Annotated in this window: 13 protein-coding genes; 9 read left to right on the plus strand and 4 right to left on the minus strand. The window is 39.2% G+C overall.

Annotation, left to right across the window (positions count from 1 at the left end; translation table 11 throughout):
* Window positions 1-153 precede the first annotated feature (153 nt).
* Both pgm and seqA read right to left on the minus strand, forming a co-directional pair.
* Entirely contained in the window at window positions 154-1,788 is a 1,635-nt protein-coding gene (gene pgm, locus AB6N04_RS10215; protein WP_369308194.1) for a phosphoglucomutase (alpha-D-glucose-1,6-bisphosphate-dependent), read from the minus strand.
* A 55-nt stretch (window positions 1,789-1,843) separates the two neighbouring features.
* A complete protein-coding gene (gene seqA / locus AB6N04_RS10220; protein ID WP_369308195.1) occupies window positions 1,844-2,389 on the minus strand; it encodes a replication initiation negative regulator SeqA in 546 nt (181 codons plus the stop codon).
* A gap of 504 nt (window positions 2,390-2,893) precedes the next feature.
* Between seqA and ybfF the strand changes: the two genes are divergently transcribed.
* From ybfF to AB6N04_RS10260, 8 genes are all read left to right on the plus strand, one after another.
* Complete coding sequence (ybfF, locus tag AB6N04_RS10225) at window positions 2,894-3,670, plus strand: esterase (RefSeq protein ID WP_369308196.1); 777 nt, start codon at window positions 2,894-2,896, stop codon at window positions 3,668-3,670.
* Between the two features lie 236 nt (window positions 3,671-3,906).
* Complete coding sequence (locus AB6N04_RS10230; protein WP_369308197.1) at window positions 3,907-5,994, plus strand: peptidase domain-containing ABC transporter; 2,088 nt, start codon at window positions 3,907-3,909, stop codon at window positions 5,992-5,994.
* A gap of 14 nt (window positions 5,995-6,008) precedes the next feature.
* Entirely contained in the window at window positions 6,009-7,337 is a 1,329-nt protein-coding gene (locus AB6N04_RS10235) for an HlyD family type I secretion periplasmic adaptor subunit (protein WP_369308198.1), read from the plus strand.
* A gap of 3 nt (window positions 7,338-7,340) precedes the next feature.
* Window positions 7,341-9,440, plus strand: a complete 2,100-nt coding sequence (locus AB6N04_RS10240; RefSeq protein WP_369308199.1) for a type I secretion system permease/ATPase — start codon at window positions 7,341-7,343, stop codon at window positions 9,438-9,440.
* Window positions 9,441-9,609: 169 nt separating this feature from the next.
* Complete coding sequence (gene ybfE, locus AB6N04_RS10245; protein WP_369308200.1) at window positions 9,610-9,903, plus strand: LexA regulated protein; 294 nt, start codon at window positions 9,610-9,612, stop codon at window positions 9,901-9,903.
* A 155-nt stretch (window positions 9,904-10,058) separates the two neighbouring features.
* Window positions 10,059-10,586, plus strand: a complete 528-nt coding sequence (gene fldA, locus AB6N04_RS10250; RefSeq protein ID WP_004256261.1) for a flavodoxin FldA — start codon at window positions 10,059-10,061, stop codon at window positions 10,584-10,586.
* 266 nt (window positions 10,587-10,852) lie between these two features.
* Window positions 10,853-11,302, plus strand: coding sequence for a ferric iron uptake transcriptional regulator (gene fur / locus AB6N04_RS10255; RefSeq protein ID WP_004256285.1), 450 nt, complete (start codon window positions 10,853-10,855; stop codon window positions 11,300-11,302).
* Window positions 11,303-11,971: 669 nt separating this feature from the next.
* On the plus strand, window positions 11,972-12,505 hold the full coding sequence (locus AB6N04_RS10260) for a polymer-forming cytoskeletal protein (protein ID WP_369308201.1): 534 nt from the start codon (window positions 11,972-11,974) through the stop codon (window positions 12,503-12,505).
* A 223-nt stretch (window positions 12,506-12,728) separates the two neighbouring features.
* On the opposite strand, the gene AB6N04_RS10265 is transcribed toward AB6N04_RS10260, so the two are convergent.
* Window positions 12,729-14,126 (minus strand): OprD family outer membrane porin, encoded by a 1,398-nt coding sequence (locus AB6N04_RS10265; RefSeq protein WP_369308202.1) that lies wholly within the window; start codon window positions 14,124-14,126, stop codon window positions 12,729-12,731.
* A gap of 531 nt (window positions 14,127-14,657) precedes the next feature.
* Window positions 14,658-15,701, minus strand: coding sequence for an L-asparaginase 2 (gene ansB, locus AB6N04_RS10270; protein ID WP_369308204.1), 1,044 nt, complete (start codon window positions 15,699-15,701; stop codon window positions 14,658-14,660).
* A gap of 194 nt (window positions 15,702-15,895) precedes the next feature.
* Between ansB and ycaO the strand changes: the two genes are divergently transcribed.
* Window positions 15,896-17,650 (plus strand): 30S ribosomal protein S12 methylthiotransferase accessory factor YcaO, encoded by a 1,755-nt coding sequence (gene ycaO / locus AB6N04_RS10275; RefSeq protein WP_369308205.1) that lies wholly within the window; start codon window positions 15,896-15,898, stop codon window positions 17,648-17,650.
* Window positions 17,651-17,708: the final 58 nt, after the last annotated feature.

Here is a 17,708-nt window from a genome sequence, read left to right on the forward strand (position 1 = left end):
AGGGGAATTTTGGGCAGAATAAAGAAAAGAATTTTGTTAATCTCGTCACACTCTCAACAACCCTAATTTTATGAAGAAATTAACGATAAAAAACAGATAATATCCCGAATTGCCCCGAGCGTTGCAATACGGGATATTCAAACGAAGGTAGGATTAGCTAATGACTTTGCTGACTATTTCGATCGCTTCCTTTTCGATTAAACGCAGATGCGCCTCACCGCGGAAGCTTTCGCAATAAATTTTATATGCCTCTTCTGTTCCTGAAGGCCTAGCCGCAAACCATCCATAATCGGTCATGATTTTGAGCCCGCCAATTGACGCACCGTTCCCCGGCGCTGCCGTTAGACGCTGGGTAATTTTATCTCCTGCGAGTGTATCGGCAGCGACCATTTCAGGCGATAGCTTGCTGAGTTTGGCTTTTTCTTCATGGGTCGCTTTAGCTTGGATCCGGTTATAAACTGGCGCACCAAATTTTTTAGCTAATTTGTTATAACGTTGCTGCGGGTTTTCTCCTGTAACTGCGGTAATTTCTGCTGCTAACAGACACAAAATAATACCATCTTTATCTGTAGACCAAGGTGTACCATCGAATTTAAGGAATGATGCACCAGCACTTTCTTCTCCGCCGAACCCCAGTTTTCCGCTAAACAAACCATCAACAAACCATTTAAACCCAACGGGTACTTCAATGAGTTCACGACCAATATCACTAACAACACGATCAATCATCGCGCTGGAAACCAATGTTTTACCCACAGCAACGTCTTTTCCCCATTGCGGGCGATGTTGAAATAGATAATCAATTGCAACAGCAAGATAATGGTTAGGGTTCATCAGGCCATCAGGTGTCACGACGCCATGTCTGTCATAGTCTGGGTCATTCGCAAAGGCTAAATCGAACTTTTCTTTCATGCCCAATAAGCCTGCCATCGCCCAACTTGATGAACAATCCATGCGGATCACGCCATCGTGATCAAGTGGCATAAAACGAAATGTTTGGTCTAATTGGTCATTAACAATTTCGATATCTAATTGATAATATTCTGCAATTTTCTTCCAGTATTCGATACCCGAGCCGCCGAGAGGGTCAACACCTATTTTTAACCCTGACTGTGCAATCGCAGCCATATCCACAACTTCGCCAAGCGCCGCCACATATGGCATGACCAGATCTTGGGCGATGACATATTCACTTGCCATCGCCTCATCAAAGTTGACACGTTTAACCCCCTCAAGGTTGTTTGCGAGTAATTGATTTGCATGCTTTTCAATCACTGAGGTCAGATCCGTATCCGCAGGACCACCGTTAGCAGGATTATATTTTATCCCACCATCTTCTGGTGGATTATGAGAGGGCGTAATAACAATACCATCTGCAATATCAGTATGGGATTGGTTATAGCTTAAAATGGCATGGGAGACCGCAGGTGTTGGAGTAAAGCCATTATTTTCCTGAACAATCACATGAACTTGATTAGCCGCGAGTACCTCAACCACAGTAATAAACGCTGCTTCAGATAATGCGTGCGTATCTTTACCTACGTAGCAAGGACCTGTTACGCCTTGCTGTTTACGTAAATCGGCAATGGCTTGTGCAATTGCTAATATATGGTTTTCATTGAAATTCTTACGTAACGAGCTACCTCGGTGACCCGAGGTACCGAATTTAACGGCGTGTGAAGCATTACCGGGCTGAGGCTGTTGCGTATAATATTGAGCGGTTAATTGAGCGACGTTGATCAAGTCACTTTGAAACGGAAGCTGCCCTGCACGTTCATGTATTGTCACTTGTTTTCTCCCAAAGCACTGATGCTTGGTTACCAACATCAGTGAAATATAGTTGTTAAATTGTATTACTCACTTTTTCAATCACATTCGCGGGGAATTGCATTTCCTGCATAATGGCATCAACCATACTACGTTTGCGATTAGTATTCGTGTTAGTAATCACCCAGTAAGGCGTACCAGGGATATGACGAGGCTTAGATTGCTTACCCGCAGCGAGGAGTGTTTGTTCATCACCGGCAAAATAAACACGTGTACGACCATGCATAAGTTCAGTTGCACTGGCGAAGCGTTTTGCATCTAAACTATACAGTGTCGACAAAATTAACATAAAACGATCGATGGCTTTGCTTTTTTCCGCATAAGCATCTGACAGTAATAATTCTCTAACCACTCTTACAGGGTTTTGTGCAGCCGCAGGTGTACTCACTGGGGCTTCTGCTTTAATTGCCGGTTGTGCCTGACTCATTTCTTTAACTGGTACTGGCTGCCCGGATTTGAAATTTAACATACGGCGCAAGATATCCGATGCACTTTCACCGATATGCTGTGTGTGACTCGCAATATAGCGGTAAAGCTCTTCATCAACTTCTATCGTTTTCATTTTTTCCCAGTACTTATTTAACTAAAATTTGCGGTGTGATTATAAGACAGTTTTAAAAAAAACAAAACAATTAAAATTTCAATAACTTAAAGTAAACATTCTTCTAAGTTCGATGATATTTCAGTATGTTATCGTCCTGTCGCTTTAACTGTTTTCGTTCTAAACTCTGTTTATCTTTGGTGGTCATTGTTTATTCAAATTAAAGCCATTTTAAGCAATGGCCTGTTAACGCAGCATCAAATAGCTGAAACGAACTTTAATCGACCTCGTAGGGCAGCGTTTAGGGACAATATTGCATTCAAGTCGTCGTCAGTCAGCATGACGGATACACTGATAAACAGCCCCTAGGTTAACACACAATTTTCTGGAACCCTGTTATAACGTATTTTCTTCACATTGCCCCAGCTAATTCAGCTTACTATTGCAGTTCAAATCCGAATATTTGGATTTTTTCGATAGCCATGACATGATAAGTGACTCACTTCTATAATTAATAAGATAAATATGACTCTATTACTCAACCATACTATCCATAAAGCAGAAAATCCACTGAGCAATAGCCCTGTCGTGCTTATTCATGGGTTATTTGGTGATCTCAATAATTTGGGCGTACTGGGTCGCGATCTCCAGCACTATTTTGATACTATTCAAATTGATGTTCGCAACCATGGTGAGTCTTTTCGTGATGAACAAATGACATACCGACAAATGGCACAAGATGTTATTACACTTATCAAATCATTAGGTTATGAAAGTGCGATTTTAATTGGCCATTCTATGGGCGGTAAAATTGCGATGGCAGCAACTGAAATTGCCCCTACTTTTATCGAAAAAATTGTCGCGATTGATATTGCCCCTGTCGCATACCATGTTCGTCGTCACGATAAAATTTTTGCAGCTCTAGATGCCGTTACCGCGGGGCAAGCGACCAACCGCCAAGATGCTGCGGTTATTATGCGAAATGACATTAACGAGGAAGGCGTTATTCAATTTTTGCTTAAATCGTTTAAGTCCGGTGAATGGAAATTTAACATCCCTGCGCTTAAAGCCAATTATGAAAATATCATCGGTTGGGAAACCGTTCCTACTTGGGATAAACCTGTATTATTGATCCCTGGCGGTAATTCACCTTACGTGCAGGCAGAATATAAAGATGAAATTGCGGCTCAATTTCCAAATGCAAAAGCATGGGTTGTCGCTGATACCGGGCACTGGGTACATGCAGAAAAACCGGATCATGTATTAAGAGCCATTCATCGCTTTTTATCTATACCTAATTAATTGGGGTTTACTAATAAGATATTGAGAAGATATTACTCTTTTCAATATCTATATTATTTCAATTCATCATATTAATTTCATTTCAAATTAAAGAATAGGATGAACTTCAATACACAGCGAATATTAAAGCCTGTATCATCCAAACTTTAAAGAAACCTAATTGAATATAGATTAAATTAATCATCTAATTCTATTTATACTTCATTATGTATTCAAAGGAATGATTAATACTAAACATGGAACAAACACAAGAAATTTCGACGTTATATTTTATTAATATTATTGCTAAATTATCAGGGCAAACCAATAATAATGAACTTGAGAAGTTAATAAACCAAACAATAAGTTATCATGAGAAAATTAAGCTAATCAAAAAAAAGCACGGCATTAGTTGCAAAAATAAACATCAAAAATCAAACGATATTTCGAAGCTCTCTTGCCCTGTTATTTTATATGATAAACAAGGTGAAGCATTTTTATTGGCCAATAAAAATGATCAACAAGTTCTAGTTCAAAAATTCGGTAATTCTCCACCCGAGATCTGGGATATAGCACAATTGCAACAGCATTGGTGTGGTGACTGGTTACATGTCAGCCTTAAACAAGGTCAATTTGATATAACATGGTTTCAAGTTGAGTTTATGAAATATAAATCCATTATTCTTTGGGTTTTATTTTTCTCATTTATTCTGCAAATATTAGCATTAGTCTCCCCGATTGTGATGCAAGTTATTATGGATAAGGTTTTGATCCATAATAGCTTAGTGACACTAGATGTGTTAATTTTTGGGTTAATTATTGCAGCGTTTATTGAAGTTATATTAAAAGGATTACGTGAGTATATTTATCATCATACCGTGAATCGTATCGATATGACTCTTGGACTAAGATTAGTTAACCATTTATTACATCTCCCTATTCCATTTTTTAAAAACCGGCAAATTGGTGCTATTGTTACACGAGTTAAAGAGTTAGAAACAATACGTGAGTTTTTAACTAGCAGCTTTTTCACATTATGTGTGGATGTACTATTTTTATTTGTATTTATTTATGTGATGAATTTAATCTCTACAACACTCACATTAATATTTTTGTGCTCTATCCCCCTCTACCTTTTATTAGCTTGGTGGCTAACCCCTAAAATTGAATCTGCTGCCCAGCAACAATTTACCAATATTGCCATTAATACCTCCTTCCTTACCGAAAGCATCAATGGTGTTGAAACGGCAAAAAGCTTATCGGTCGAACCTAATTTTGTCCGTCGTTGGGATAGCCAAACATCGGATATGAGTCAAACTAACTTTGTCTCTGGGCAAATTAGCTCCCGCTCTGAACATTTAGTCATGGTAATTGAGAAAGTCACAAGTGCCGTTGTTTTATGGGTTGGGGCTTCTGAAGTATTGGCTTTGCAAATGACAATTGGTCAGTTTATCGCTTTTCATATGATGGTCAGTCACGCTAATCAACCACTGGTAAAATTAGTGAAATTATGGGGAGACTACATTCGTACCAATGTTGCCATCGAAAAACTATCTCAAATCATAAACTTACCAATTGAACAAAATAAAGCAGAAAACATACAGTCCATCAAAGGGGATCTAACACTTAAGGATATCTCATTTCGTTACCAACCGAACATGCCTTATATCCTTCAAAACTTTAACTTAAATATTAAAGCAGGAGAAACCATCGGGATTGTAGGTACATCTGGCTCCGGAAAAAGTACCCTTGCTCGGCTACTATTAAGGCTTTATACACCAGAAAGTGGCACTATCTATATTGATAACACGCCTTTATCTGCCATCAATTTACATTCACTCAGGCAACAGATAGGCATTGTATTACAAGAAAACTTCCTATTTAGCCAATCTGTTTTTCACAACATTGCGCAAACCGTTCCGAACGCTTCAATGGATGAGGTGGTCCATGCAGCTAAAATGGCCGGGGCTCATGATTTCATTCTTAAGTTACCAATGGGCTACGATACGGTGCTATCCGAAGGCGGAACATCATTATCAGGAGGGCAAAGGCAGCGTATCGCAATTGCTCGCACCTTGCTTGCTAACCCGAAAGTCATCATTTTTGATGAAGCGACCAGTGCTTTAGATGATGAGTCCCAAGCTATTATTCAAGAAAACATGCATGTAATAGCCAAAGGAAGAACCGTGATTACCATCGCGCACCGTTTATCAACCATTCGTCATCACCAACGGATCATTGTCATGCAAGATGGGAAAATTATTGAGCAAGGTAACCACCAGCAGCTTATTGAGCAAGGTTCTTTTTATAACCATTTATGGACACTACAGCAGTCTCTAAAATAAGACATGGACGTAACATGAAACATCGATTAGAACGAAACCGTTATAACAGTTTTTTACCATCACATTTGGCTATTTTAAAAACCCCACCTTCTTACTTAGCTATGTATGTCGCAATATCAATTAGTATTGGTATTTTTATTGCCGTCGCTTGGTCATATTTCGGTAAGTTAGACATTCAAGCAACGACGCAGGGGAAATTAATCGTTTCTGGCCGGACACAATTGATTCAAGCGTTTGAATTAAGCCGTTTACAACAGATCCATGTCGAAGATGGTCAGAGTGTAAAACAAGGTGATCCGTTACTAACCGTCAATGTACTTGGTGTTGATCAAGATATTCTAAGCCTCAACTATCAGCATAATTTTCACGTGGCTGAAACGTTAATTTATCAGGCTTTGCTGTCTCAACAATCTATTGCTCAGTTACCTCGGTTTAAACAGTTAACAGATGCTGAACAAAAAAGTGCTTTGGCAAGTTATCAAACGCAACAAGCGGAATTTGAGTCACTTCTCAATGAAATTAGCAATGAAGTACAGCTTAATGTTGTTAGTCAGCAAGCAAGAAAAAACGAATTAAATTCAATTAACTCATTAATTAGTAATATTAAAAAACGTCTTGATGCACACCACTCATTGACACAAAAACAGCTGATCAGCCAAAAAGAATTTCTAGAGCAAGAACGGGAACTCTTAATCGCTAAAAAAGAGAAAACCGCAAAACAATCAGAGCTATCGACATTGGTTACCCAGCATCATGCATTAATTAAAAGGCAAGAAAGGATCAAGGCCCAAAAAAAACAAGAATGGGATGAAAAATATAAACAAGCGGCATTTAAACAAGTTTCTCTCGAACAAGAACTGTTAAAGAACCAAGAAAGAAATCAATTAGAAGTTATTCGTGCGCCTGTTGATGGCACGGTACAACAACTTACCACTTATACCCTAGGTGCCGTACTTCAACCTGCTCAGCAATTAATGGTGATTGTGCCAAACAGCCATGTCCAACTGGCTGAAATTAAAATTTTAAACAAAGATATCGGCTTTATTCATGAAGGATTAAAAGCCGATGTGAAAATAGATGCCTTCCCTTATACCCGTTATGGCACCATTGAAGGTGAAGTGATCTCTGTTTCACGTGATAGCATCCAAGACGAAAACCTTGGTCTGGTTTTCTTGGGTCAGATAGGGCTTAACAAAAAGCAACTCTTGGTTGATGGTGAAAACATCGAACTCACTCCAGGGCTTTCCATCGTAGCTGAAATAAAAACCGATAAGCGCCGAATTATCGATTACCTGCTTAGCCCAATTAATGAATATACCTCTAATGCAATGAGAGAGAAGTAATCGATGGAACAAATCAATAACCATGGCTTGGATGCTATCGTGTGGATGGCTAATTATTACCATAAAAATGTCACTTCAGACCAACTTAGGCATGCGATTGGTATGCAAACCCTTTCCCCTACAGATTGGGAGATGAGGGAATGCGCGCACATTTTAGGGTATGAAACAGAACTGATTGCTTTGTCATATTCCAAACTCGAGCAGATCCCCCTTCCTGCATTGGTGTATATAAATGGGATTTGGCAAGTTTTACATCAAGAAAAAGACCTTATTTTGATTAACCCCGTTACTCTTGAACAGCATTCGGCGCTAGAAGATGGGGTTGATCATCACACTGAGCTCGACATCTTGTTATTCAAAGAACAATTAGAGCCTGAGCAAAAAAAAGCGTTCGGCTTTAGCTGGTTCGTTCCGTCAATCATCAGGCAGTTGGCAAAATTACGAAATATTTTTATCCTTTCTGCTGTTATTCAGTTTTTTGCGTTAGTGAGCCCGCTATTATTCCAAAATCTCATCGACAAGGTTTTAGTGGGCCGAAGTCTCTCTAACCTACATATCATTGCATTAGCTATCTTTGCTATTGCGATTGCTGAGCCAATATATGGTTTTATCCGTAATAAAATTTTTAGCCATACGAGCAGCCAAATCAGTGCGGAACTCTCAGGAAAGATTTATCGACATTTAATGGCGCTACCACTCAATTATTTTAAATTGCGACCTACAGGGAAAATTATTGCCCGAGTGCGTGAACTCTCACATATCAGGCAATTTTTGACTGGCTCGACTTTAATGCTGTTTATCGATTTTATCTTTGTGATCTTATTTATCACCGTGTTATTTTCCTATAGCAGCTTAATGTCGTGGATTTTACTCGGCTCAATGGGCGTCTTTTTTATTTTATGGATGGCTTTAGGTCCTATGATCCGCCAGCAAACTGAAAAATCCTATCAAGCTGACGAAAATGGGCTGACGTTTCTCACCGAAAGTATTACGGGCATTGAAACCATTAAAACAACCGCCACCGAAAAATATTTTAATCAGCGCTGGGAAAAGGTATTCAGTAAGCAATTACAGCAAAACTTCAAAGTCTGTATGCGAAGTGAAATTGCGACACAGTTAATGACCCTTGTGAGTAAAATCACCACAGCAATCTTATTGTGGGTCGGGGTTAAAGAGGTTTTAAACGGTGGGATAACCCCCGGTGAGTTAGTGGCATTTAATATGTTAAGTGCACATGTTACTCAACCAGTCCTCAGGTTTGCACAAGTTTGGCAAGATTTTCAACATACGCTTATTTCCCTTCGTCGTGTTGGGGATATTCTTGATAAACCAGTCGAAAATGAACGAAAAGGTATTTCAAGCTCTTCTGCCATTCAGGGGCAGATTGAATTTCAAAATATTCGATTTCGTTATCAACCTGATACCCCTGAAGTTCTGAATAATCTTTCGCTCTCGGTGAAAGCGGGTGAGTTTATTGGTATAACGGGGCCTTCCGGTTCTGGAAAAAGTACATTAACGAAATTATTGCAGCGGCTTTATGTTCCACAGCATGGGCAAGTTATTGTTGACGGAATGGATTTAGCGGTAGCAGATACTGTATCACTACGCCGAAAAATGAGTGTGGTTTTACAAGAAAGTACGCTGTTTGTTGGAAGTATTGCGGATAATATTCGTTTAAGTGCGCCTCAAGCATCTGATGAAAAAGTTATCCAAGCAGCCAAGCTGGCTGGTGCCTACGATTTTATTATGTCTTTACCGGATAACTTCAATTCTCCATTAGCTGAAAAAGGGTTAAATCTTTCGGGGGGACAACGACAACGAATCGCCTTAGCACGTGCTTTACTGACTGAACCGGATATTTTAATTCTTGATGAGGCCACCTCGGCGCTCGATTACGAATCAGAAGCTGCAATTATGGCAAATATGCCTTTAATTACGAAAGGGAGAACGGTGATTAGTATCGCACACCGGCTAAACACCATTATGCATGCGGATAGAATATGTGTTATTCGCCAAGGGGAAGTGATTGAAATGGATACCCATAAAAACCTCCTTGCACTAAACGGGCTTTATGCCAGTTTATGGCATCAGCAAACGCAATAAAATGTCTAAAAAAGCATCACCCTTATAGCAAGTGGTGCTTTTTTTCTAAAAGCGCGCTTTTTTTAACCTATCAGGCTTATTCCCTTGCCTCCAAGCTATAGCACTGCGTGATTAGCTAGGGTATCATGGCGCGCTGAATTATTGGCACACCCTTTTAGCAATTATAGACATGGCAAAAGAACAAACTGATCGTACTACTCTGGATTTGTTCGCTGAGGAACGAAGGCCTGGGCGACCGAAGACAAGCCCGCTATCACGGGATGAACAATTGAGGATCAACAAACGCAATCAATTAAAACGCGATAAAGTGAAAGGGTTGCGCCGAGTTGAACTTAAACTAAATGAAGAAGCTGTTGCTGTACTCAATCAGTTAGCTGAAGAAAAAAATATAAGCCGTAGTGAATTGATAGAAGAAATTTTGATGTCTCAACTACAACAGGTGGATGAGACGTTATGCAAATAGTGTTCTCTTAATAAATCACACAAATTTGACAGACTTATAAAGGTTTTTTCGCCAGAATAAGGCGTAAAATTCTATTTTATTTTCGTTCTAAATGAGTTCTAGAAGTTGAGAAATTCCTTCTTTCTCTCTTAGAAAAACAAGAGGTTAATCAGTTTATGGCAGTCATCGGTATTTTCTTCGGAAGTGATACAGGTAACACAGAAAATATTGCCAAAATGATCCAAGAAAGATTAGGCAAAGACGTAGCAGAAGTTCATGATATTGCTAAGTGCAGTAAAGAAGATATTGAAGCTTTTGATATTCTACTTCTTGGTATTCCAACTTGGTATTACGGCGAAGCACAATGTGATTGGGATGACTTTTTCCCAACGTTAGAAGAAATTGATTTTGAAGGTAAGCTTGTCGCCCTATTTGGTTGCGGAGACCAAGAAGACTACGCAGAATATTTCTGTGATGCGATGGGCACCATTCGCGATATCATCGAACCTCGTGGTGCGGTGATTGTGGGTCACTGGCCAACTGAAGGCTACCACTTTGAAGTTTCAAAAGGTATGGCAGATGATAACCACTTTATCGGCTTAGCGATCGATGAAGACCGTCAACCCGAATTGACTGATGAACGTGTTGATGCATGGGTCAAACAAATCTCTGAAGAAATGTCATTAGCTGAAATTCTTGGTTAACCGATTAAAAACAGACTTGGCTCTTAAGCTGGGAGCTTTCCCAGGCAAAATGCATCCTAAAGGGGCATGAGGCAGTCTAGAATAATCGATTAACTATCCTAATTGGATAGACTTATAAGAGATTATCAAAATAATGAGACAATGCATGGTTTCTATTTTTATTTTCCATGCCTATAATTGTAAATCAGTTTAGAAGACAACTGGATCTATGTTAAAAATGTTTCGTTATTGTTAAATTTATGATTTAAGATACAGGACAAACCCGCATGACAGACAACAATAAAGCATTGAAAAATGCTGGACTCAAAGTCACTCTTCCAAGACTCAAGATTTTGGAAGTACTTCAGGAGCCTGAGTGCCACCACGTCAGTGCGGAAGATCTCTATAAAAAGCTGATTGATATGGGCGAAGAGATCGGGCTAGCGACTGTATACCGTGTATTGAACCAATTTGATGATGCAGGTATCGTTACGCGCCATAATTTCGAGGGTGGAAAATCCGTATTTGAATTAACTCAGCAGCATCACCATGACCACTTAATCTGCTTAGATTGTGGTAAAGTGATTGAGTTTACTGATGAATCGATTGAAACTCGCCAAAAAAATATCGCTGCTCGCCACGGTATTAAGTTGTCTAACCACAGCTTATACTTGTATGGTCACTGTGCTGATGGTGATTGCCGCGATAACGCTGACGCACACGAAGCAAAAGAGTAATGAATTAATCACCATCATATCGTCATGGTGAACTATTTTGCAAAAGCCTGATAGCAACTGTTATCAGGCTTTTTTATTATATTCAATCCACGGATAATCAATTTTTTCGTGATACTCAGCACATTTTTCTTATTCATTTTCTGTTTATCACTAAAATATGTTATTAATGTGAAACATTGAAGTGTTCCATAATAAGTTGCAATTCACTTCAAATCCTTTATATTATCGATTGATAAATATACCTTCTTAATTTGAGAACATTTACTGTGATATCATAGCAATACATAAAGTTAACGGAATATACTTTGTATCTATTTTTCATATAAATGCCATATAATTTATCTTATAGCGTCTAAAATAAGCTCAGTATACTAGTATCAAAATTTTTTATTTTTGAATCTAATAAACAAGAAAAGTGTAATAAAAAAGTAAAAATACATTTTTATTGTGTAATTACTGTATTTTTAACTAGACTTACTTGGTTCGCTCTCGTGTTTCGTAAGAGATTAACTGATGAAAAAAACATACTTCTTTATTAATACGAGTTTTTTCTTCTGGTTTCTTACTTTAATAGGATGGTTCTTTAGTCATACTGCCATCACCTTATTTTCATTTGTATTATCAATACTGTTTTTGATCTTATACTTCAATCAAAAAAAGGTAAGTAAAATGTTCACCAAAAGACAAAACAAACAAACCATTGAAGAAACCCCTGCAATTCCTGAACCTGAAGTTGTTTCTAAGGTAGAAGAACACGTTATGATATCAACACCAACCCTTAGTGAAGAAAAATCGAATACGATTATCTCAAGAGATGTGATATTTGAAGGTAATATTACATCCAATGAGCAAGTACATATTTATGGCAAGGTGATTGGTAATATCACTGGAAAAGAGAATACTGTGAAAGTCATGCTTAATGGACAAGTTACAGGTAACATTAGTTGTAAGGAATTGATTATTAATGGTCGAGTCGAAGGTGAGTGTGTTTCTGATTCCATTAGCATTGAAAATAATGGCGAAATCCATGGCACAATTCACTACAGCAGCTTATCGATTAAAAAAGGCGGTATTCTTTCAGGACAAGCGAATGTGAAAAATAGTGCCTCTCATACTGAGAAAATCACTCAATTAAAAGATAAAGCAAAGCTTGATGCCCCTTTCATCAAAAATAATGACGATAAAGGAATCGCTTCTTTATAAAAGCCCATCCATTTTCCTCTAAGAAACTCGAAGAAAGTTATTATGAAAATAAAAATAAGGTGAATACAATCCACCTTATTTTTAATTTTCAATCCTTTAATATACGTATATTTCCTTATTTTATTTAACGTTTGATATTATGTTTATATGCTATGTGTATTTGAGTTGGCTACCCTCGTAGTTATTACAAAGGTAACCACTACCTAGTTAACTATTCTATTAATTAAAAAACAGTAAATGGCATCATAACCATAAACTTGATATCTTTTTCATCTTGGAAGATATTGCCATAACCACCGCCATAGCTAGGAATATCGGTATGGTTATCATACTTGGTGAAATGTAATTTAAACAGTGTGTCTTTTGCTCGACCTGTTTGTACCGTATATAAAATATCAAAGTTCCACGCACTTTCTTTTAAACGCACATCTTGAGCATATTGGGAATTTGTACTTGGCTTAGCATCCCAACCATAAATATAGGATGTGCCCACTTTCCAACCAGCAAGATCCCAGTTTTTTAAGTCGTACATTACCCCTGCATACACTGCTTTTTCATTATTAGCATTCCAATCTGAGCGGCCATCCCACCAAATATCCATACGCCCATTCGATGTTGCCCAACCGGGTGTCATACGCTGCAAGAAATAACCTTGGTTACCTTCTGCTTTTACATAAGTTCCTTCAACTTTAAAATCAAACTCTTCATAGGTATAGCCAAATGTCATCGCTTGCAACCAAGCTAAGCCGTCATAAACATCATTGACTCCACCATCTGAAACTTTATCTTTTGCCCCATAGAATTGGTATGACAGGCGCAAATCCCGTTCTGCTACAGGTACCGCGTATGAAACCTTAGCAAAATACTGATCCATATAGTCTTTCGCTTGACCATAAGCCCCTTCTAACACCAAATTGTTTTTAAAATCGTATTTAAACCCAATGGAGTGCAAATAACTGATCCCTGTTTTGCCATCCGCTTCACGAAAATCATACATTGAACGGTACCACGGTGCTTTATAGCGATCTGTCCACATATAGGACATACTCAACTCACCGTTACGCTCAAAATCAAATACCCCACCAACTTCTAAACCGCGATAAGTCCCCGGCATATAGCTCCAATGTGAAGCTAACAAAGTCTGACCCGTTGGCTGAATATATCCCCCTCTTCCCCAGAAAGGGCCGTATTTCAGTTTCGCGGCAGCTTTGTAAAACGTCACACCACTGCGGTCACCCGTCCATTTTTCATCCCAACGGGATTTCGCATCACTAAAACCAATTTCATTGGGGGCCGCAGGGCCGCTATTTGATAATTCGATTGCGGTAAAACCCGCTAAATCTAGACCAACGACATCTTGAAAATAACCAGATGAAAAGTCTAGGCTAGCATTGAATGTAGAGTGTTTCAGATTGTCTGCATACTTTTTATATTTATCGCTATTAGGATCTAAATCCTTACGGGAACGATCCCTTTGCCAATAATAAAGCCCTCCCGTAAGTTTTGAATCTTCAAGGAATTGTTCAGCATATGTAATCGGCTGATATGCGATAGGCAACAACGCAATTGCGATTTTTAAGACGAGCAACTTCCTGCCAGTATTGACATATTTATTAACCATTCTTGTATTCCTCTAATATTTTTTATGTTTTATTATTCGGCCGAAATACGATTTAACGATCCATTTAAATCTAAATATTCACAGCAACTTATGTTACTTGTGATGCAATTAGCCTATTTTTTGCGACGCGAATTATCAACACAGATACTGGCTTTGTTGCCAAAATATGATCGGTGGCACATTAATTTTAATTAACTGTCACTGTCATAGATGATGACTTTGGAAGGGTGGCTGTTAACCAATTGATTTAATGCGAAAATAAAAACGAAATAACAGAATTTTCCATTCAGATTAAATTAAATAAATTGCTAACTAATGAGTAATTTTTTCGAATACGGCCATTTTTGAGGGAAGCCTATCACCACATTGACATTAAAAATTGAGTTCGCCCCGAAAATTCCCACTGACTTTCACAGACTCACTTCAATTTGTCTTTAAATATGTTTGTTTCTTATTTAGCCTCATTTGCCATAAAACTAACGGGGTACAGAAACCTGTACCCCGCGATCTAACTATCCATACTCATTGTATTTAATACTTCTCAAATAGGGCTTGGATTTTTTGTGGATCTTTAGTCTCAGTCAACGCTAACTGTAATAATACACGCGCTTTTTGCGGATTTAACCTTTCAGATGCCACAAAGCCATATAGGTTATCATCAACCTCGGCATTACGTGTGGTGTAGCCCGTTGGCACGCGGCTTGCACGTACTACCACCACATCTTCTTTGGCAGCTTTCGCTAGTGCATCAAATACCGTTTTATACATGTTGCCATTACCCACACCTGCACTGACAATCCCCTCTACCCCTTCCTCTCTTAACGCTTTAACAGGGGCGGCTGATGCATTGGCATAGTTATATACGATACCAACTGCTGGTAATTTATCTAATTGACTCACATCGAACACCGCTTTATCACCCCGGGGTTGAGGTGCTTGGAAATATGTCACTTTACCATCATGAATAAAGCCTTCTGCGCCTGCGTTAACCGCATCAAATGCCTGCACTTCTGTGGTACTCATCTTCATAACATTACGACCTTGAATGACTTTATCATTCATCGCCATTAGCACGCCGCGATCACCCGCTGATTTATCTGTGGCTAGCACCACTGCATTATACAAATTAAGCGGACCATCTGCCCCCAGTGCAGTGGATGGACGCATTGCGCCAACTAATACAATCGGCTTCTTACAATAGGTCGTTAAATCAAGGAAATAGGCAGTCTCTTCTAGCGTATCTGTTCCGTGGGTGATCACAAATCCATCCGTTTTATCGCAATTTTGGTTAATTTTTTTCGCTAACGTCAACCAAACTTGGTCATTCATATCTTGCGAACCGATATTCACTAATTGCTCACCAGTTAAGTTGGCGATTTTTTTGGTTTCTGGCACGGCATTAATCAAAGCATCAATACCCACTTTACCGGATTGGTAACTGGAAGAAGTCGCAGAGTCTCCGCCTCCAGCGATCGTTCCTCCCGTCGCGAGTACCGTAATATTTGGCTGAGCAATCGCTGATACGGCAAACAGTGAAACCAGTGTCGCGAGCAGCGCTTTATTTCTGTTTTTCATCTTATTTTCCTTTCATTAATAAACTTCAGTTATTATGTGTATTTATGCTGACTTTTGTGTGATCTATATAATTATTTTAGGATAAATAATGGATTTTAAGATGATTTATCTATGAGTGAATAAAAAGCGTGAGGCTTTTGGCAAAAATCCGTATTATAGCCCGTTTGAAACACGCTATTCACAAGTGACTGACAATGAGCCAAACATTTATTCCCGGCAAAGATGCCGCTCTTGAAGATTCCATCGAAGCATTCCAAACCAAATTAAAAAAATTGGGGTTTGATATTGAAGAAGCGTCATGGTTAAACCCTGTACCAAACGTTTGGTCAGTACATATTCGCGATAAAGAGTGCCCTCTTTGTTTTACCAATGGTAAAGGGGCGAGCAAAAAAGCAGCTTTAGCCTCTGCCCTTGGTGAATATTTTGAACGTTTATCAACTAACTACTTCTTTGCTGACTTCTACTTGGGTAAATCCATTTCACAGGGTGATTTTGTTCATTATCCAAATGAAAAATGGTTCCCACTGACAGAGGATGACAGCTTACCTGAAGGTTTGCTAGACAGTCGTTTGATTAAATTTTATGACCCTGATAATGCCTTGGCAGCAAGCCAACTGATCGATCTGCAATCAGGCAACGAAGAACGCGGTATTTGCGCACTACCATTTACCCGCCAATCCGATGGCAAAACAGTATATATTCCAATGAATATTGTTGGGAACTTATACGTTTCTAACGGAATGTCTGCGGGTAACACAGCAAATGAAGCTCGGGTACAAGGGCTTTCTGAAGTGTTCGAACGCTTTGTAAAAAATAAAATCATTGCACAAAGCATTAGCTTGCCAACCATCCCTGTTGAGGTGATGGCACGTTATCCAAGCGTTGTTGAAGCGATTGATACCCTTGAAAAAGAAGGTTTTCCAATTTTCTGCTACGATGCCTCATTAGGTGGGAAATACCCAGTGATTTGCGTGGTGTTATTTAACCCACAAAATGGAACCTGTTTCGCCTCATTTGGTGCACATCCTGACTTTGGCGTAGCACTGGAGCGAACCGTCACAGAATTATTGCAAGGACGCGGCTTAAAAGACTTAGACGTGTTTAACGCACCGACATTCGATGATGAAGAAGTGGCTGAGCATACCAACCTTGAAACACATTTTATTGATTCAAGTGGTTTAATTAGCTGGGATCTGTTCAAAGACGATGCTGACTATGCCTTTGCAGATTGGAGCTTCAAGGGGACGACACAAGAAGAGTTTGCAACGCTTATCCAGATCTTCAATACGTTGGATGCCGAAGTTTATATTGCGGATTACAATCATTTAGGTGTGTACGCATGTCGTATTTTAGTGCCTGGCATGTCAGATATCTATCCTGTTGAAGATTTGCATATTGCCAATAACGCAATGGGGGCTTACTTACGCGATACCATTATCGGTTTACCTGATAGTCAATGGGAAAAACAGGACTATCTTGCTCTGATCGAGCAGTTCGATGATGACGGTTTAGACGATTTCACTCGTGTGCGTGAGCTACTCGGCTTAGCGGTCGGCAAAGATAATGGTTGGAGCAACTTGCGTATTGGTGAACTAAAATCGATGTTAGCCCTTGCAGGGGGGGATCTTGAACAAGCTCTTGCATGGGTTGAATGGACACAGGACTTTAACAGTTCGGTCTTCACTCCAGAACGTGCAAACTATTACCGCTGCTTACAAACGCTACTGTTATTATCGCAAGAAGAAGAAAGAGATCCTGCGCAATACTACAATGCTTTTGTCCGTATGTATGGGCAAGAAGCGGTGGATGCAGCCTCTGCGGCAATTGCTGGTGAGTCATGCTTCTATGGTTTATGGTCCATTGATGATGAACTCAAAGCATTACCTGCCCACCAAGCACTGCTTGCAGCTTACGAAAAACTGCAAAAAGCCAAACGCGCTAGCGTGTAATTGAGTAACACGGTTGACGGGAAGTCTTTCCCGTCAACATTTATAAACTTATCTGGTC

The organism is Providencia rettgeri (assembly GCF_041075285.1).
GTDB classification, from domain to species: domain Bacteria; phylum Pseudomonadota; class Gammaproteobacteria; order Enterobacterales; family Enterobacteriaceae; genus Providencia; species Providencia rettgeri_G.

Coding starts and splice junctions, on each gene's coding strand:
- seqA (WP_369308195.1), bottom strand. CDS start 2,389: ATGAAAACGATAGAAGTTGATGAAGAGCTTTACCGCTATATTGCGAGT.
- ybfF (WP_369308196.1), top strand. CDS start 2,894: ATGACTCTATTACTCAACCATACTATCCATAAAGCAGAAAATCCACTG.
- AB6N04_RS10230 (WP_369308197.1), top strand. CDS start 3,907: ATGGAACAAACACAAGAAATTTCGACGTTATATTTTATTAATATTATT.
- AB6N04_RS10235 (WP_369308198.1), top strand. CDS start 6,009: ATGAAACATCGATTAGAACGAAACCGTTATAACAGTTTTTTACCATCA.
- AB6N04_RS10240 (WP_369308199.1), top strand. CDS start 7,341: ATGGAACAAATCAATAACCATGGCTTGGATGCTATCGTGTGGATGGCT.
- ybfE (WP_369308200.1), top strand. CDS start 9,610: ATGGCAAAAGAACAAACTGATCGTACTACTCTGGATTTGTTCGCTGAG.
- fldA (WP_004256261.1), top strand. CDS start 10,059: ATGGCAGTCATCGGTATTTTCTTCGGAAGTGATACAGGTAACACAGAA.
- fur (WP_004256285.1), top strand. CDS start 10,853: ATGACAGACAACAATAAAGCATTGAAAAATGCTGGACTCAAAGTCACT.
- AB6N04_RS10260 (WP_369308201.1), top strand. CDS start 11,972: ATGTTCACCAAAAGACAAAACAAACAAACCATTGAAGAAACCCCTGCA.
- AB6N04_RS10265 (WP_369308202.1), bottom strand. CDS start 14,126: ATGGTTAATAAATATGTCAATACTGGCAGGAAGTTGCTCGTCTTAAAA.
- ansB (WP_369308204.1), bottom strand. CDS start 15,701: ATGAAAAACAGAAATAAAGCGCTGCTCGCGACACTGGTTTCACTGTTT.
- ycaO (WP_369308205.1), top strand. CDS start 15,896: ATGAGCCAAACATTTATTCCCGGCAAAGATGCCGCTCTTGAAGATTCC.